We start from the raw sequence: 15,675 nt of genomic DNA, 5'->3' as shown, positions 1-15,675 counted from the left end.
CGTTGGAATTACGTGAACGCATATTAGAGGTCATCGCGGCGGACGAACGTCCGTTGTCGATTGATCAATTAACGAAAAAACTGGAATTAACGGATACGGCACAGTTCAAGGAACTGATCCGGACGTTAAATGAACTCGAAGAAGAAGCGCTTGTCGCGCGGACCCGTTCGAACAAATACGGAACCCTCGCTCAAATCGGACAAGTCGCCGGAAAAATCTCGGTCCATCAACGTGGATTCGGATTCGTTTCACCGGAAGACGGTTCTGCAGGCGATATCTTCCTGCCGGCACCGGAGCTCGGCAATGTCTATAACGGGGACCGTGTCCTCGTCAAAGTTTTTGCTGAATCAAACGGCGGGGACCGCCGTGAAGGAAAGTTACTCAAGATTCTTTCGCGCGGACCGGCTGATTTCGTCGGGACGTTTGTCAGTCCAAAAGGACGGATTGAGTCAATCGCCTACATCGAGCCGGATGATTCGAAGTTGACGTTCCTGCCGGTCGTCGCAAACGAAGATACGCTCGGTGCCGTCGACGGACATAAAGTCCTCGCGCGGATTACGAAGTATCCGGACGGCCGTTACGCCGGAACAGCAAAAGTCTTACAAATCATCGGGCATAAAAACGACCCGGGTGTCGATATCCTGTCGATCGTCCACAAGCACGGCATCAACGTCGACTTCTCGGACGCAGCGATTGCGGAAGCAAATGACATTCCGGATCAAATCGATGAGAAAGATCTCGTCGGTCGCGTCGACTTACGCAAGGAAGTCACGGTCACGATTGACGGCGCGGACGCAAAAGACCTCGATGACGCAGTCCACGTCAAGAAACTTGCAAACGGCAACTACGAGCTCGGTGTCCACATCGCCGACGTCTCACATTACGTCAAGGAAGATTCACCGCTCGACGAAGAAGCACGCGAACGCGGAACCAGTGTCTATCTCGTTGACCGGGTAATTCCGATGATTCCGCACCGTCTGTCGAACGGGATCTGTTCACTCAACCCGCACGTTGATCGGTTGACACTCAGCTGTATCATGGAGATCGATCAAAACGGGGTTGTCGTCAACCATGAGATTTTACAGAGTGTCATTAAGACCGTGGAGCGGATGACGTATACCGATGTCCGTAAAATCATCGAACGCGAAGACGAAGAAGTGGTCGCAAAATATCATGATCTCGTCGCGAACTTCGATCAGATGGCGGAACTGGCTGCAATTCTCCGTGAACGCCGCTCGCGTCGTGGTGCAATCAACTTCGACTTCCCTGAAGCGAAAGTCCTCGTCAACGAAGAAGGTAAGACAAGCGAAATCATCTTACGCGAACGGTCGGTTGCTGAAAAATTGATTGAAGAGTTCATGCTCGCCGCGAACGAAACAGTCGCGGAGCACGTCCAGCACCAAAAACTGCCGTTCATGTACCGGATCCACGATGAGCCGAAAGCAGAACGTCTCGATACGTTCTTCAAGTTCATCGCGAACTTCGGCATCAACGTTGAACGTAAAGGTGAGTCGGTCGCACCGAAGACGTTGCAATCGATCCTGAACGCCGTTGAAGGCGAACCGGAAGAAGCCGTCGTCAGTACGGTCATGTTACGGTCGCTCCAACAAGCTAAATATGACGTCGAACCGATTGGTCACTTTGGTCTGTCGACTGATTTCTACACACACTTCACGTCACCGATCCGCCGGTATCCGGACTTGATGGTCCACCGTCTCCTGCGCGAGTACATCATCTTTAATGATAAATCGCAAAACACACAGGACCGTTATGCTGCGATTTTGCCGGAAATCGCCGATCACGCTTCAAAACGCGAACGTCGTGCCGTTGACGCGGAACGCGAAACGAATGCACTCAAGAAAGCCGAGTATATGGAACAACACATTGGCGAGACGTTTGAAGGTGTCGTCAGTGGCGTAACGAACTTCGGGATGTTCGTCGAGTTACCGAACACGATTGAAGGACTCGTCCACATCCAGGCGATGACTGATGACTTCTACCGCTACGACGAAGCGAACTATCAATTGATGGGCGAACGGACGAAACAACAGTTCCGGATCGGCGACGTCGTCGAGATTAAAGTCACCGGTGTCAACATCGATGAGAAGACGATCGACTTTGCAGTCGTCGGAATGCCGGAACGCCAACCGAAAAAACGCTTTGAGTCGAAGACGATCCGTTCAAGCGGCGGCCGTCCGGGACAAAAACGCGACGACAAGAAAGACGACCGTCGCGGGAAGTCGAAGAGTCCGAGTAAGCCGAAGGACCAGTCGAAAGGCAAAGGCTTCGCGCTGAAGGACAAGAAGGATAAACCGCCGTTCCATAAAGCGGTCTCGAATAAAAAACGGAAGCGCAAATAAGCGCTTCTGTTTAGAAATGTGGTGGAAGAGAGATGCCAAAAGGTACAAGTTCAAAAGTATTAGCCAACAACAAACGGGCGTCGTTTGATTATGCGATTGAAGATACGATTGAAGCGGGTCTCGTCTTGACGGGAACCGAAATCAAATCGGTCCGTAAAGGAAAAATCAGTATCGGCGACGCGTTCGTCCGCTTTGACGGCGGGGAAGCGATTCTCTGGAACTCGAACATCGCCCACTTCGAACAAGGGAACCGGTACAACCACGAACAGCTCCGTCCGCGGAAACTGTTGCTGCACAAAAAACAGATTGCAAACTTAATGGGACTCGTCTCGCGAGACGGCTACACGATCGTGCCGCTAAAGGTCTACATCAAGAACGGCTACGCTAAATGTCTGATCGGACTTGGCCGCGGGAAGAAGAAATTCGACAAGCGTGACGATCTGAAGAAGAAGGATGCGAAGCGTGATATCGACCGTGCGTTACGCGACAAGCAAAAGTATTGAACCCGTAACACTTTTCTGCTATTATAATAGTATTCGGAAAGCCCCAATTTTATATCTTGGGGACGTTACGGATTCGACGGGGGTAGTTCGGTCTTCTGTGGCGTGTCGAGGGGTCGGCCTCGTTAAAACGCATCAGCCATAACTGGCAAAACTAACACACAACTCGCAGCAGCTTAATAGCTACTACGGATCCTAGCAGCCGTCGCCTGGTCGGCTGATTTCTAGGGTCTCACTTTAAACAGGCTACGCTTGGACCCTTCCGTCTGGAGGGAAAGAGAAGAGATGGAATCAGACTGGTCGGACGGACGCCTGTCAATTGGCAGCCTGACGACGAGATCCCAATAAATTGACTACACACGTAGAAGCTTAAGTATACGATGCCTTCGGACGTGGGTTCGACTCCCACCGTCTCCATACCCTGAAATCTTAAGGATTTCAAAGATTGTCAAAACCCTTGTAAATCAAGGGTTTTTTTTATAGATTTTTATTGAACCTTAAAAATAAAAAGTTGTATTAATACTAAAAAGATATACTTGGAATAATGAAGTTAAGCCCAATACATTAATTATGAGAAGGTGAAAACTATAGCACTTACCCACGAGTTTGGGATTATTGATAACCACAAAAATCTCTCAATTTATATTGATTATGAACCAAAGAAGTTTAATTGCATTAGTGTTGGTGACAATATTGTTAGCGACTTAATGGAGCAACTGTTAATTATGAAAACATATTTCCAGACATTTAATCGATCAGCTTGTGGTTTAGCGTACCATGGCACTACAATTATTCCACCTGAGTCACTTTCGTTATTTTATAGTATCGTCATTTCTTCAAGTTATTTTAAAAAATCTAAGGAACTTCAAAAACTGATTTTGATTATTACAAAAGCGATAGAAGAAGAAAAGTACATGATTCATTTCGGAATTTAATTTTGAAAGGTCTGATTAAAGTCGAGACGAAATTGATTATTTTACGTGGGAATTCTGGAAGCGGGAAAACAACAATTGCAAAAATGCTTCAAAAAAATTTAGGGGAAGAAACGCTGCTTGTTTCACAAGATATTGTGCGTCGCGAGATGCTAATGGTACCGGACTCACTGGGGAATATGTCAATCGAGCTAATTAAAAGAATTACGGAATTTGGTAAAGGTACATGCAAAGTGGTTATTTTAGAGGGAATATTGAAAAAACAAGTTTATGAAGAACTACTACTTGATCTCGTTGACTACTTTGATTATCACGTCTTTGCCTATTACTTTGATTTACCTTTTACAGAAACGGTCGAGCGACATAAGTTACGTTCCTCTGCAAAAGAGTTTGGAGAAGAACGTTTAAATACCTGGTGGATTCCGAACGATCAGTTAGGGATAAACGGAGAAATAATGCTCACCACCGATATGAGTCAACAAGACATCGTGGACTTAATTCTTCATCAAATCAAAGAATCACCCTGTTCATAAAAAGGGGAATGTACCGAATTACACGTATACTACTTAAACGACATCTTTGTTGATAAGAAATGCAGTGCAGAGCAATTCAAGATGTCAAAAAGGGTTACGTGTTACGTTTTAATCAAGTACACTAAAAGAACTAATTTTTTTCATATTATGTTTTATGGAAATGGAGCTGACATCTATGATACGACGTGCCACGTTGATGGACGGAAAGGCCTTATCGGATTTGATGCGACGGATTGATCGGGAAACGAAATATATGTTGTATGAACCGGAAGAACGCAGCATGTCGACGGAGCAGGCGGAAGCGTTCATCGAACGGTTTGGTCAGGCCGCGAACTCAGATATCTTCGTTGTTGATGTCGATGAGCAACTTGTCGGCTATGTGTTGGTCGTCGGTGGCAAACCAAGTCGGATCCGTCACCGCGCGAATCTCGTCATCGGCTTGCTGGATGCTTATACGGGTCGCGGGCTTGGTGCCGGATTACTCGAAGCAGTCGATGCCTTTGCCGTTGAAGCGGGACTCGTCCGGCTGGAACTGACGGTTCGGAAAGATAACCTGCGGGCAATCGAGTTGTATCATAAGTTTGGTTTTAACATCGAAGGAACGCGGATTGCCTCGCTGTTCATTGACGGCGAATACGTCGACGAACTGGCGATGTCAAAGATTTTTACAGCAGAAGAAATCTAAAAAAGATGCTCGCTTGCCTCCTCTCAGATTGAGACGGGACAGACGAGCATCTTTTTTATTGTGATAATTTTTGTTGTTCGAACTCGACTTCGAGGACATTTTTCGCATAATCCTTACCCCAGTCATACATCGCATCTAAAATCGGCATCAGGCTGTAGCCATGTGGCGTCAATGAATATTCAACCTTCGGCGGAACGACCGGATAGACTTCCCGGTGAATGATATGGTGATCTTCCAGCTCCCGTAATTGATTGACGAGCATCCGTTGCGTAATGCCGGGCATCAGACTTTTCAGCTCTCCGAAGCGTTTGGTGCCTTCTTTACCGAGGTGCCAAAGAATCAGCATTTTCCATTTCCCCCCGATGATCGATAGGGTCAATTCCTTTTCACAGTTAAACTGCCGGTCTTCAAAATGTGGCATCAATCCACCTCCTTTTTTAGTATAGCCCTCTTGTCATCGACAGTATACTTTTCCGCACTATGTATGAAAAACCGCACTATGTAAATTAAAAGTGCGTACTTCCCAAGTTCGTCTATGAGGATTATATTTAGTCATGTTCCTTCATGAACGTCAGAAGGAAGTGCCAGGATCCATAAATAGAGAGAAGAATGGGAGAGATAGATCATGAAATTACAACTCGCAATCGATTTAGTCGATACAGCTGGTGCCATCGCTTTAGTCAAAGAAATTGGTGAAGAAAACTTGGATATCGTTGAGATCGGGACACCGGTCGTCATCAACGAAGGGCTTCGCGCTGTTAAAGAAATGAAAGTCGCATTCCCGAACTTAACGGTTCTCGCCGACTTAAAAATCATGGATGCTGCCGGCTATGAAGTCAGCCAAGCTGTCGCACACGGTGCCGACATCGTGACGATTCTTGGAGCTGCCGAAGATATGTCAATCCAGGGTGCCGTTGAAGAAGCGAAAAAATCAGGCAAGAAGATTTTGGTGGATATGATCGCTGTCAAAGATATCGCGACACGTGCGAAAGAACTTGATGAACTCGGTGTTGACTACATCTGTGTCCACACAGGTTACGATCTTCAAGCCGTCGGTCAAAACTCGTTCGAGGATCTCGCGACAATCAAATCAGTTGTTAAAAACGCAAAAACAGCAGTTGCTGGTGGCATCAAGATGGAGACATTACCAGAAGTCATCGCAGCGCGTCCAGACCTCATCATCGTCGGTGGTGGGATTACCGGACAAGACGACAAACAAGGAACAGCGTCAACGATGCGTTGGATGCTGCAAGAGGCGTAAATGACACATATTCAAACGATTTTACAAGAGCTGACGTCGACGGTCGAAGCGATTGATCAAGCCGATACGACGCAACTCGCGGAAGCCGTTCTGAAGGCAGACCGGATTTTTCTCGCTGGAGCCGGTCGCTCCGGCTTGATGGGAAAAGCGTTTGTCATGCGTCTGATGCATATGAACTTCGATGCATATGTCGTCGGTGAGACGGTCACCGCGAACTTGCGTGAAGGAGACTTGTTGATCATCGGATCAGGATCCGGTGAGACGAAAACACTTGTCCCAATCGTCGAGAAAGCGAAACAGATCGGTGGAACCGTCGCGGTCGTCACGATTGAGCCGACGTCGACACTGGCGAAGTTAGCAGACTTAACCGTCAAGCTACCGGGAGTGCCGAAAGAACGGACGGCTACGGCAGACGAAACGGTTCAGCCGATGGGATCATTATTTGAACAAACGATGTTGCTGTTCTACGATGCTTTGATTCTCCACATCATGGCGGCGAAACAACTTGATTCAAAAACAATGTACGGCAAACATGCCAATTTAGAGTGAAATAGATATGTGAAAAAGATTAGTCTTCTTCTTAAATTGAAGAGATGGCTAATCTTTTTTTGAGGAAATTCTATTTTCCCTTCTTTGTCAGTTTGATGAAAAGCGTCATGATAAACCGTGCGATACTGGAAGAAAGGAAAAACAAGGAAAGGGAGAGACCTATGCGATTTCAACGAACATGTTTGGTCAGTGCCCTAGTGATTACGGGTATCTTGACCGGTTGCGCGGAACCGGAACAAATTCCTGCATCCAGTCAGCAAGAAACGAAATGGATAGACGATACCACTGTTGATGGTGGAACCACATCAGACGCCATCGTGAAGAGAATCAAGGTTGATGCATTTCCGCAAGAGGCAGATTCATTTGAAGAAGGTGTCCGTCGTCACCTGAAGTTTCAATTTAGGGATGGGACGTCGGCTCATCCGACAGCGAACGATCTTTGGAGTAGTGTCGTCGTCGGAGACCGTTCCTATGTCACGCTCCAGTACCCGAAAGGTGCTAAGCGTCTTGCCATCTTGACGTACCAACGTCAGGCAAAGAGCTGGATCTTAAAGAGCGGTCTCTATGAAGATATCAAACCGATAAAAATTATAAGTGCGGCGAACGGTCTGAAGCTACCGTTCTCGACATTTCAAGCAATTGGCAGTAGTTCAATTTCCAGTGAAGATTCCAGTCGGATGTGGCTATTTCATACGAAAACTGATGCTGTAGTAATTACCGTCCTTCCGAAACAAGACGTTCCTTCATCTGATTGGAAGGCAAGCACACTTGCAGACGGTCGAACGGCTTACGTACAACAGAAAAAGCAAGGTACAAACCTGTATTATGTGGATGACGATCAACTCGTCCTTGTGACCGGAAATCTGTCGCTTTCTCAACTGCAACAGTTGGCTGTAACGATCGCTCCTGTCAGCTCGGATGGTTTTCCGTATCCGACGTAAAAATAAAACCCGGACGCCATGGGGCATCCGGATTTTTTTGTTACCACTTCAAATCAAAATCAGCACCGACGTCTTTCGCGAGGTGCGCATCCGATCCGTAAACGAGCGGAATGCCTAAAGACTGCGTGAGTTGCAGGAGTTCCGGGTAAGGATAGGAAAGACCGCACAACGGTTTCCGCAATCCTGCCGTATTGAGATCAAGCGTAAAGTCCGCCTGCCGGATTTTCCGGACCGTCTCGTCGAGGTTCGCCGGCGTCTGCTCGAGCGGATAGGCTTGAATGAATTTTGTCGGCAACGTCAGGTGACCGAGGCGTTTTGGTTGATGTGTCCCGAGGTTCGTCATGACGAGCGCCTGGATGCCTTCGTAATAGCGTTCGTGAGCCGCCGTGACACTGCCGGTCGCCGTGACGATCTCACCAAAACTTTCCTTGCTGAAGTCGACCATGTAATACCGGTCCTCGATCCAGAGGTAATGGAGCGACAGGATGCCGTCCGTCAGCTCGGGACCATAACGGGCGATGATATCCCGCGTGCCGTCAACGTCATGCTCCCAGTAATCAAACTCCATCCCAATCCGGATATCGATATCGTTTTTGTATGTGTCACGTAATGTTTTTAACTCTTCAAGGTAGCGTTCGGCTGTCGCAAACGACATCCCGGAATCGTTATCGGGTGCCGGATCAACGAGTCCTTCCGGCAGCGGGGCGTGCTCGGTGAAGCTGATCCGTTCGAGACCTTGTAACAGGGCGCGTTCGATATACGCTTCAAGTGGATCCTTGGTTCCGTGCGGACAATACGGGCTGTGGACGTGACCGTCCCATTTAATCAATTGCATGACAAAACCTCCAATATGTTTTTTTTAGTACGAAAACAGGCAAAAGGATTGACAATCGAACCACAAAAAAGGTATCTTATCGTTAAATAATTTAGCGTGGTACAGTGATAACAAGATAAAGGAGTGGCGACATGCAATCATTTTCTACGATTCGACTCAAAGACGGGGCGACGGACTACGTCGGGCCATCAGCTGAACGCCTGCAACGTGTCATCCGCCAACTCGAGGATGGGCTCGAACAATCTAACTATACCCGATTAATCACCCCTTTAATTGAAGAAGTCGGTGGTCGGGAACAAATTCGGATGGATTTTACGACAAGTGTCGCGCGGGCGCTCAGTGAGCGGGGCCGCGAACAATATAAACGCGTCTTTTACAGTGGTTCGGTCTTCCAGCCGGAAGAAAAGTTCCAAGTCGGTTTTGAAGAGCGGGGCGTCATTGCCGAGGTCGAAGCGATCCAACTCGGTGTCCGGTTGATCGAAGAATTGACCGGTAAAGAAGTGACGTTGTCGATCGGCGACGCCGGACTGATTGAACACTTGATTGAAACCCGGGTCGGTGATCACCACCTGCGGGATCAAGTGACACAGATGCTGCGGTTACGTAACGTCATCGAACTGAAACGGATTGCCCGGGAACTCGATGATGCCTTGCTCGCCAAACTCCCGCTCTTGTTTGGTCGGGAAGGGGCGGAACAGATCTTGCCGTATGTCGACGAAACCCGCTTAAATGCTGTCATCGATTTAGCGGACGCCGTCAATGCCGATCTTGACTTTGGACAGATGGGGCTGCAGACATACTATGATGGCGTGACGATTCACGGTTTCATCGAAGGTGTGACGGAGCCGGTATTGGTCGGAGGACGATACGACCGGCTGTACGAACAATTTGGTCAGGAACAACAAGCGTTCGGGATCGGATTTTCCGTCGAACGACTCGCGGAGGTGCTCTAAATGCGGATTGGGATTACGAAAGGCCGGCTGTCGAAAACGACGGAACGGTATTTAAAAGAAGCAGGCGTCGAAACATGGGGGGCGATCGAACGTGAATTGATCGTCAAACGCGGCGAACACGAATTCGTCTTCATGAAAGGATCGGATTTGATTCCGTACGTCGCCCAAGGCGTCCTCGACGTCGCCATCACCGGCAGCGACATCCTGCTCGAATCGGATCAGGAATTGTCGGAACTGGCAGAGCTGCCATTCGGGATTTGCCGGATGTCGGTTTGTGCGAAAGAACCGTTGCAGTTCGAAGGCGGACGCCGGGTCCGGATTGCGACCAAATATCCGGTCATCGCGAAACGTTACTTCAGTGAACTTGGTGTCGATGTCGATATCGTGCCGCTGAACGGTTCGGTTGAACTGGCACCATTGCTCGGACTTGCCGATGCGATCGTCGATATCGTCGAAACGGGTGAGACACTCCGGGCGAACGGTCTTAATGAATATGAAAAAATCATCGATATCAACGCCCGATTCTTTACAAGCGAGTGGACGTTGAAACGCAAACGCGTCGAAGTGATTCAATTACTCGAACAGCTGACAGAAGGAGTGACTCGGTAATGGCAACGACAAAAAACTTCAGTGTCGACCGCGAGACGGAGCAAGCCGTCCGGTCGATTCTGGAACAAGTGGCAAACGACGGCGATGCAGCCGTCCGTCGCTATACAAGTGAATTTGACCGCGTGGATCTGACCGACTTCCGTTTGGATGAAACGAAGATTCAAGAAGCGTTTGATCAAGCCGATCCGAATCTGGTCGATTCGTTAAAACTGATGGCGACTCGACTCGTCGAGTGGCACGAACAAGAATTGCCGTCCGACATCGAGCTCGTCGAAGCGGACGTCACCCGTCGCCAACGGTTTGTTCCGGTTGACTCGGTCGGGATTTATGTCCCGGGCGGAGCAGCAAGTTATCCGTCGACCGTCCTGATGAATGCGATTCCGGCTAAAGTCGCCGGTGTGGAGCGGGTCGTCATGGTGACACCGGTCACCGGACTCAGCACGGAAGTGTTGGTCGCGGCGAAAATCGCCGGTGTGACGGAAATCTATACGATTGGTGGCGCCCAAGCCGTCGCTGCCTTGACATTTGGTACGGAATCGATTCAAGCGGTTGATTTGATCGTCGGACCGGGTAACCGGTTTGTTGCCGAAGCGAAACGTCAAGTCTACGGCATCGTCGGCATCGACTCGGTCGCCGGACCGTCGGAAGTCGTCGTCATCGCTGATGAGACGGCGCATCCGGACCGAATTGCCGCCGATCTCCTGGCACAAGCGGAACACGACCGTGACGCGGTTGCGATTGCCTTTGTCCCGACAGAAGCGATGAAAGCGGACGTCGATGCGAACATCGAACGTCGCTTGCAACAGTTACCGCGCCAGGAAATTGCACGCCGGGCGATGGAAAACGGCGGTGTCTTCGTTGCTTCACTTGATGAAGCAATTGAAGAAGCAAACTGTTTGGCAGCCGAACACTTGGAGCTCGCTGTCGCGAACCCGCAAGAGGTCGTCAAGTTGATCCGTCACGCCGGTATGATTTTCCTCGGACACGAAACACCGGAAACGCTCGGGGATTATGTCGCCGGGACGAACCACGTCTTACCGACATCGGGGACGGCCCGCTTTGCGTCCGGCTTATCGGCACGAACGTTCTTACGTCACCAGACGATGCTCGAAGCGACACAGGAAGGTGTCGCTCGACTGGCAAATGCCGCGAAAACGGTCGCCCGCGTCGAAGGACTCGAAGCACACGCACAAGCGATAGAAGTGAGGGAGAACTGATGCGATTACACCAAAACGAACGATTTACGGCACACAGCCCGGTTGGCATCGAGACGATCAAACGACTCGTCGAGACGTTTCCGATCAATGAATACCCGGTCGAAGTCATCGACCAAGCCAAAGCATCGTACAGCGCCTATGCCGGTGTCCGTCCGACGCAACTCGTAGCCGGGAACGGCTCCGACGAACTGATTGGTTACCTCTGTGCCCGCTACGCCGGTCCAGAGTCACCGGTCATCGCCTCGCAACCGGACTTCGTCATGTATCAGTTTTATGCCGACCGCGCACGCGCCGACTTCAGTAAAGTCCCGTTGCTCGATGGGATGGAACTTGATGTCGACGGACTGCTCGCTGCGCCGGGCAACATCATCTTCCTCAGTCACCCGCATAATCCGTCGGGGATTTTACGGAAGGAAGCGGATATCCGCCGATTACTCGACAGCGGAAAATATGTCGTGATTGATGAAGCCTACATCGACTTTGCCCTCGAACAATCGATGGTCGGTTTACTCGATGAGTATCCGAACGCGATCATTCTCCGGACGTTATCCAAAGCATTTGGCCTCGCGTCCTTGCGACTCGGCTTCCTGATTGCGAGTGAACAGGTCGTCGCGGAAGTCGAATCAATCAAGTCGCCGTATAACGTTTCTGGACTCTCGGCTGCAGTCGGGATTGCCATCATGGCCGAGCCGGAACTGGATCTCGTCTTGGAAGAGACGTTCGCGAGCCGGGACACGATTGCCCGTCTGGTCGAACCGCTCGGCAGAACGTATCCGAGTGCGGCGAATTTTGTTTACGTTGAATACGACGAAGCTGAACGCTTCACTGAACGTTGTGCCAACGCCGGACTGCGGATCCGTTTGTTTGACGGAGCCTTCCGTGTCAGTTGCGGTTCGACGGAAGCGATGGAAATCTTAGAGAAATGTGTAGAGGAGGAACTGCAATGCGTCGTGGGACAAGTGAACGAGTAAGTTCAGAATCAGAAATCAAGGTCGCGGTCGACCTCAGTGGCGGACCGGTTGAGATTAAGACAGGTGTCGGCTTCTTCGATCACATGTTGACGTTGTTTGCCTTCCAGGCCCGGATTGGTCTTATGATTGAAGCAAAGGGCGATCTCTGGATCGATGCCCACCATACGGTTGAAGATACGGCCATCGTTCTCGGAGCTGCCTTGACGGAAGCGTTAGGCGACAAAGCCGGCATCGAACGGTACGGCGAATCACGTGTGCCGATGGACGAGACGCTTGCCTCGGTCGTCCTCGACTTCAGCGGTCGTCCGTATACGGTCTTCCTCGCCGAATTCAAGAATCCGAAGCTTGGTGATTTCGATACGGAACTGGCGGAAGAGTTTTTCCAAGGCTTGTCCCGCAGTGCCCGAATGACGATTCATGCCCAAGTCCTCTACGGCTCGAATACGCACCACATGATTGAAGGACTGTTCAAGGCACTGGGTCGGGCTGTCCGTCAAGCGGTTGCCGTAACCGGTGACGGCGTCCCGTCGACGAAAGGACTGATTGACCAATGATCGCGATCGTAGATTATGGTGTCGGCAATATCGCCAACATCGAACGGGCGTTAAAAGAGCTCGGAGAAGCCGTCATCGTCACGAGTGATCTGGAATTGCTCGGACAGGCGGAAGCGCTCGTCTTACCGGGGGTCGGTGCCTATGCCCCGGCAATGGCCCGGTTAGAAGAGACGGGATTGATTGAGTTCTTACAAGAACAAGCGACGAAAAAACCATTCCTCGGGATTTGTCTCGGGATGCAACTATTGTTTGAATCAAGTGATGAAGACGGACAGACGCAAGGGCTCGGTATTTTACCGGGAACAGTCGAAAAGTTACCGAGTGACGTTCGCTTGCCGCATATGGGTTGGCATCAGTTGAAGAATCATGGGGAAGCCGTTTATTTCGTTCACTCGTACGGTGCCGTCTGTGATCCGGACTGGATCGTCGACTCGGTCGAATACGGACGACTCGTCCCGGCCATCGTCCAAAAGGACTTGGTGACAGGGATGCAGTTCCACCCGGAGAAGAGTGGCGAAGTCGGATTGAAATTACTTAAGGAATGGAGAGAGACGACATGCAACTCTACCCAGCAATCGATTTAATGAGCGGACAGGCCGTCCGGCTCAAACAAGGTGATTTTCAACAGCAGACCTTTTTCGGAGATGCGTTGACGATTGCGAGACGGTTTAAAGAAGATGGTGCGACAGCGATTCACCTGATTGATCTTGATGGCGCCAAAGCCGGTGAACCTCTTCACTTGAGCCTGATCGCGGACATCAAAAAAGAAACCGGTTTGTTCGTTGAAGCCGGCGGCGGCGTCCGCAACATCGAAACGGTCGAAGCCTACGTTGGCGCCGGGATTGACCGGATTTTGATCGGGACGGTCGCGCTCGAAGACGAAGCGTTGCTCGAACAGATGATTGAGCGGGCCGGCGATAAGTTGGCTGTGGCACTTGATGCCAAAGACGGCATCGTCCAGACACGTGGCTGGCTCGAAGCGAGTGACTGGACGCTCGAACGGGCGATTGAACACTTGATTCAAAAAGGCATTAAGACCTTTTTATACACGGACATCTCCCGCGACGGGATGATGCAGGGACCGGATGTCGACGGACTCGACCGCTTAAAACGGGACGGCGTTGAACTGATTGCGTCCGGTGGTGTGACGACGGTTGAAGACGTCGCCCGCTTAAAAGAGATCGGGATGGATGGTGCCGTCATCGGTCGTGCCTTGCTCGACGGTTCGTTGTCATTGAAAGAGGTGCTTCGCGTATGTTGATGAAACGGATCATTCCTTGCCTCGATGTCAAGGAGGGGCGCGTCGTCAAAGGCGTGAAGTTTCAAAATCTGCGCGACCTCGGAGATCCCGTCGCCGTCGCGAAATACTATTACGAACAAGGTGCCGACGAACTCGTCTTGCTCGATATCTCGGCAACGCAGGAAGGACGCGACACGATGCTCGATATCGTCGAGCGGGTGGCAGAAGTCATCTACATGCCGTTTACGGTCGGCGGCGGCATCAAGACGCTGGAAGACGCGAAACGCTTGATTCGTGCCGGTGCCGATAAAGTCTCCCTCAATTCGTCGGCGTTACAGAACCCGCAACTGATTCAAGACATCAGCCGCTTGTTTGGCGTTCAGGCGACGGTCGTCGCGATCGATGCCAAGCGGACCGGTGACTCGTGGGGCGTCTTCTCGCACGGCGGCACACAAGCTGTCGGACGGGATGCAATCGAGTGGGCGAAGGAAGCCGTCTCGCTTGGAGCCGGTGAACTGCTTGTCACGTCGATGGATGCAGACGGAACAAAGGATGGCTACGATTTGGAATTGATTCAACGTTTACGCGAAGTCGTCAATGTGCCGTTGATCGCCTCCGGTGGTGTCGGGACACTCGAACACTTGGCGGAAGGGCTCGAAGCGGGAGCCGATGCAGCACTCGCAGCATCGATTTTCCACGAAGCGACCTATACGATGCCGGAGACAAAAGACTATTTGAAGGCGAGAGGAGTCGACGTCCGATGATCGAATTGAATTTTTCGAAGGGACTCGTCGCGGCCGTGATTTTAGATGAAACGACGAACGATGTCCTGATGGTCGGCTTTATGGATCAGGCGGCTTACGACAAAACGCTTGTGACCGGACTCGTCACGTTTTTCTCGCGGACGAAGAACCGCCTTTGGACGAAGGGCGAGACGAGCGGACATACGCTCGAACTGCGCCGTATGTGGATCGACTGCGATCAGGACAGTCTGTTGATCACTGTCAAAGCGAACGGACCGACGTGCCATACCGGCAATCGGACATGTTTCTATACAGAAGTGGAGGTGCCGCATGCTACATGAACTTGAACGTACAGTAAAAGAAAAAATCGCGTCACAAGATGAGGCGTCTTATACGAACTATCTGGTCAAAGCCGGCCGGGAAAAAATCGCCAAGAAGTTTGGCGAAGAAGCGTTTGAAGTCGTCCTCGCGGGCGACGATACACTGGCGGAAGAGACAGCAGATTTGCTGTATCATCTGACGGTGTTGCTCGCTGATCGCGGAGTATCGTTTACCGACGTTGAAGCGGTTTTGAACGAACGTCACGGGACGAAGTCGACGTTTAAGGATCGACCGGATATTGAACAGTGGTAATCGACGGCTCTGCATTCCTCGAACGGGATGCAGAGTTTTTTTGCTGAAAAAAGTGGGAAAACAACAAAGGAAGTGTCATCAAATCGTCAGAACATTTTGATAGGCATTTAGTAGAAAGCGGGCGTATAATCAAGAGCATAGTCTGTTTGTCCAGAAAGT

At 50.5% G+C, this 15,675-nt stretch carries 18 protein-coding genes, 1 other RNA gene and 1 pseudogene; 18 read left to right on the top strand and 2 right to left on the bottom strand.

Going from position 1 to position 15,675, the window contains the following annotated elements:
• The first annotated feature begins 2 nt into the window (after positions 1-2).
• The 6 genes from rnr to ACP26N_RS12690 all read left to right on the top strand — a co-directional run bounded on the left by rnr (position 3) and on the right by ACP26N_RS12690 (position 5,010).
• The gene (gene rnr / locus ACP26N_RS12715; protein ID WP_188004654.1) at positions 3-2,360 is read left to right on the top strand and encodes a ribonuclease R; all 2,358 of its coding nucleotides are present in this window, start codon (positions 3-5) and stop codon (positions 2,358-2,360) included.
• A gap of 32 nt (positions 2,361-2,392) precedes the next feature.
• Positions 2,393-2,863 (top strand): SsrA-binding protein SmpB, encoded by a 471-nt coding sequence (gene smpB / locus ACP26N_RS12710; protein WP_014971147.1) that lies wholly within the window; start codon positions 2,393-2,395, stop codon positions 2,861-2,863.
• 58 nt (positions 2,864-2,921) lie between these two features.
• Positions 2,922-3,280, top strand: a transfer-messenger RNA (tmRNA) gene (gene ssrA, locus ACP26N_RS12705).
• 167 nt (positions 3,281-3,447) lie between these two features.
• A complete protein-coding gene (locus tag ACP26N_RS12700) occupies positions 3,448-3,795 on the top strand; it encodes a short-chain dehydrogenase (protein ID WP_426355415.1) in 348 nt (115 codons plus the stop codon).
• A 32-nt stretch (positions 3,796-3,827) separates the two neighbouring features.
• Positions 3,828-4,325, top strand: coding sequence for an AAA family ATPase (locus ACP26N_RS12695; protein ID WP_426353986.1), 498 nt, complete (start codon positions 3,828-3,830; stop codon positions 4,323-4,325).
• Positions 4,326-4,500: 175 nt separating this feature from the next.
• Positions 4,501-5,010, top strand: a complete 510-nt coding sequence (locus ACP26N_RS12690) for a GNAT family N-acetyltransferase (protein WP_188004653.1) — start codon at positions 4,501-4,503, stop codon at positions 5,008-5,010.
• A gap of 55 nt (positions 5,011-5,065) precedes the next feature.
• Here the strand turns inward: ACP26N_RS12690 and ACP26N_RS12685 are convergent, their stop codons facing one another.
• Complete coding sequence (locus ACP26N_RS12685) at positions 5,066-5,431, bottom strand: winged helix-turn-helix transcriptional regulator (protein ID WP_012371239.1); 366 nt, start codon at positions 5,429-5,431, stop codon at positions 5,066-5,068.
• Positions 5,432-5,635: 204 nt separating this feature from the next.
• On the opposite strand from ACP26N_RS12685, the gene hxlA reads away from it, so the two are divergent.
• The 3 genes from hxlA (at position 5,636) to ACP26N_RS12670 (ending at position 7,761) form a co-directional block, all read left to right on the top strand.
• Positions 5,636-6,271 (top strand): 3-hexulose-6-phosphate synthase, encoded by a 636-nt coding sequence (gene hxlA / locus ACP26N_RS12680; RefSeq protein ID WP_426353985.1) that lies wholly within the window; start codon positions 5,636-5,638, stop codon positions 6,269-6,271.
• Complete coding sequence (gene hxlB, locus ACP26N_RS12675; protein WP_426353983.1) at positions 6,272-6,820, top strand: 6-phospho-3-hexuloisomerase; 549 nt, start codon at positions 6,272-6,274, stop codon at positions 6,818-6,820.
• Between the two features lie 161 nt (positions 6,821-6,981).
• Positions 6,982-7,761 (top strand): hypothetical protein, encoded by a 780-nt coding sequence (locus ACP26N_RS12670; RefSeq protein WP_426353982.1) that lies wholly within the window; start codon positions 6,982-6,984, stop codon positions 7,759-7,761.
• 40 nt (positions 7,762-7,801) lie between these two features.
• Here the strand turns inward: ACP26N_RS12670 and hisJ are convergent, their stop codons facing one another.
• Entirely contained in the window at positions 7,802-8,596 is a 795-nt protein-coding gene (gene hisJ / locus ACP26N_RS12665; RefSeq protein ID WP_426353980.1) for a histidinol-phosphatase HisJ, read from the bottom strand.
• Positions 8,597-8,727: 131 nt separating this feature from the next.
• On the opposite strand from hisJ, the gene ACP26N_RS12660 reads away from it, so the two are divergent.
• The 9 genes and pseudogenes from ACP26N_RS12660 to hisIE all read left to right on the top strand — a co-directional run bounded on the left by ACP26N_RS12660 (position 8,728) and on the right by hisIE (position 15,516).
• The gene (locus ACP26N_RS12660; protein WP_426353979.1) at positions 8,728-9,549 is read left to right on the top strand and encodes an ATP phosphoribosyltransferase regulatory subunit; all 822 of its coding nucleotides are present in this window, start codon (positions 8,728-8,730) and stop codon (positions 9,547-9,549) included.
• Positions 9,550-10,158 (top strand): ATP phosphoribosyltransferase, encoded by a 609-nt coding sequence (gene hisG, locus ACP26N_RS12655; RefSeq protein ID WP_012371233.1) that lies wholly within the window; start codon positions 9,550-9,552, stop codon positions 10,156-10,158.
• Positions 10,158-11,375: a histidinol dehydrogenase gene (gene hisD, locus ACP26N_RS12650; protein ID WP_426353976.1), complete on the top strand. Its 1,218-nt coding sequence runs from the start codon at positions 10,158-10,160 to the stop codon at positions 11,373-11,375. The genes hisG and hisD overlap by 1 nt, the downstream gene beginning before the upstream one ends.
• Positions 11,375-12,346: a pyridoxal phosphate-dependent aminotransferase gene (locus tag ACP26N_RS12645; RefSeq protein WP_426353975.1), complete on the top strand. Its 972-nt coding sequence runs from the start codon at positions 11,375-11,377 to the stop codon at positions 12,344-12,346. Before hisD ends, ACP26N_RS12645 begins: the two co-directional genes overlap by 1 nt.
• A complete protein-coding gene (gene hisB, locus ACP26N_RS12640) occupies positions 12,319-12,900 on the top strand; it encodes an imidazoleglycerol-phosphate dehydratase HisB (protein WP_426353973.1) in 582 nt (193 codons plus the stop codon). Before ACP26N_RS12645 ends, hisB begins: the two co-directional genes overlap by 28 nt.
• A complete protein-coding gene (hisH, locus tag ACP26N_RS12635; protein ID WP_119923365.1) occupies positions 12,897-13,484 on the top strand; it encodes an imidazole glycerol phosphate synthase subunit HisH in 588 nt (195 codons plus the stop codon). The genes hisB and hisH overlap by 4 nt, the downstream gene beginning before the upstream one ends.
• Entirely contained in the window at positions 13,457-14,161 is a 705-nt protein-coding gene (gene hisA / locus ACP26N_RS12630) for a 1-(5-phosphoribosyl)-5-[(5-phosphoribosylamino)methylideneamino]imidazole-4-carboxamide isomerase (protein WP_214722093.1), read from the top strand. The genes hisH and hisA overlap by 28 nt, the downstream gene beginning before the upstream one ends.
• The gene (gene hisF, locus ACP26N_RS12625) at positions 14,155-14,904 is read left to right on the top strand and encodes an imidazole glycerol phosphate synthase subunit HisF (protein ID WP_026827613.1); all 750 of its coding nucleotides are present in this window, start codon (positions 14,155-14,157) and stop codon (positions 14,902-14,904) included. Before hisA ends, hisF begins: the two co-directional genes overlap by 7 nt.
• Positions 14,901-15,516: pseudogene (gene hisIE / locus ACP26N_RS12620) on the top strand (bifunctional phosphoribosyl-AMP cyclohydrolase/phosphoribosyl-ATP diphosphatase HisIE). Before hisF ends, hisIE begins: the two are co-directional and overlap by 4 nt.
• Positions 15,517-15,675: the final 159 nt, after the last annotated feature.

Source organism: Exiguobacterium sp. R-39, assembly GCF_049942815.1.
Classification (GTDB): domain Bacteria; phylum Bacillota; class Bacilli; order Exiguobacteriales; family Exiguobacteriaceae; genus Exiguobacterium_A.
The sequence above is the reverse complement of the archived record's forward strand: the minus strand, read 5'-3'. Positions and strand labels throughout refer to the sequence as shown.

What these genes read in the sequence shown, in the direction of transcription:
- hxlB (WP_426353983.1), top strand. Translation starts at nt 6,272, where the DNA reads ATGACACATATTCAAACGATTTTACAAGAGCTGACGTCGACGGTCGAA.
- ACP26N_RS12645 (WP_426353975.1), top strand. Translation starts at nt 11,375, where the DNA reads ATGCGATTACACCAAAACGAACGATTTACGGCACACAGCCCGGTTGGC.
- ACP26N_RS12670 (WP_426353982.1), top strand. Translation starts at nt 6,982, where the DNA reads ATGCGATTTCAACGAACATGTTTGGTCAGTGCCCTAGTGATTACGGGT.
- smpB (WP_014971147.1), top strand. Translation starts at nt 2,393, where the DNA reads ATGCCAAAAGGTACAAGTTCAAAAGTATTAGCCAACAACAAACGGGCG.
- hisJ (WP_426353980.1), bottom strand. Translation starts at nt 8,596, where the DNA reads ATGCAATTGATTAAATGGGACGGTCACGTCCACAGCCCGTATTGTCCG.
- hisF (WP_026827613.1), top strand. Translation starts at nt 14,155, where the DNA reads ATGTTGATGAAACGGATCATTCCTTGCCTCGATGTCAAGGAGGGGCGC.
- hxlA (WP_426353985.1), top strand. Translation starts at nt 5,636, where the DNA reads ATGAAATTACAACTCGCAATCGATTTAGTCGATACAGCTGGTGCCATC.
- hisH (WP_119923365.1), top strand. Translation starts at nt 12,897, where the DNA reads ATGATCGCGATCGTAGATTATGGTGTCGGCAATATCGCCAACATCGAA.
- ACP26N_RS12690 (WP_188004653.1), top strand. Translation starts at nt 4,501, where the DNA reads ATGATACGACGTGCCACGTTGATGGACGGAAAGGCCTTATCGGATTTG.
- hisG (WP_012371233.1), top strand. Translation starts at nt 9,550, where the DNA reads ATGCGGATTGGGATTACGAAAGGCCGGCTGTCGAAAACGACGGAACGG.
- hisD (WP_426353976.1), top strand. Translation starts at nt 10,158, where the DNA reads ATGGCAACGACAAAAAACTTCAGTGTCGACCGCGAGACGGAGCAAGCC.
- hisB (WP_426353973.1), top strand. Translation starts at nt 12,319, where the DNA reads ATGCGTCGTGGGACAAGTGAACGAGTAAGTTCAGAATCAGAAATCAAG.
- ACP26N_RS12685 (WP_012371239.1), bottom strand. Translation starts at nt 5,431, where the DNA reads ATGCCACATTTTGAAGACCGGCAGTTTAACTGTGAAAAGGAATTGACC.
- ACP26N_RS12660 (WP_426353979.1), top strand. Translation starts at nt 8,728, where the DNA reads ATGCAATCATTTTCTACGATTCGACTCAAAGACGGGGCGACGGACTAC.
- hisA (WP_214722093.1), top strand. Translation starts at nt 13,457, where the DNA reads ATGCAACTCTACCCAGCAATCGATTTAATGAGCGGACAGGCCGTCCGG.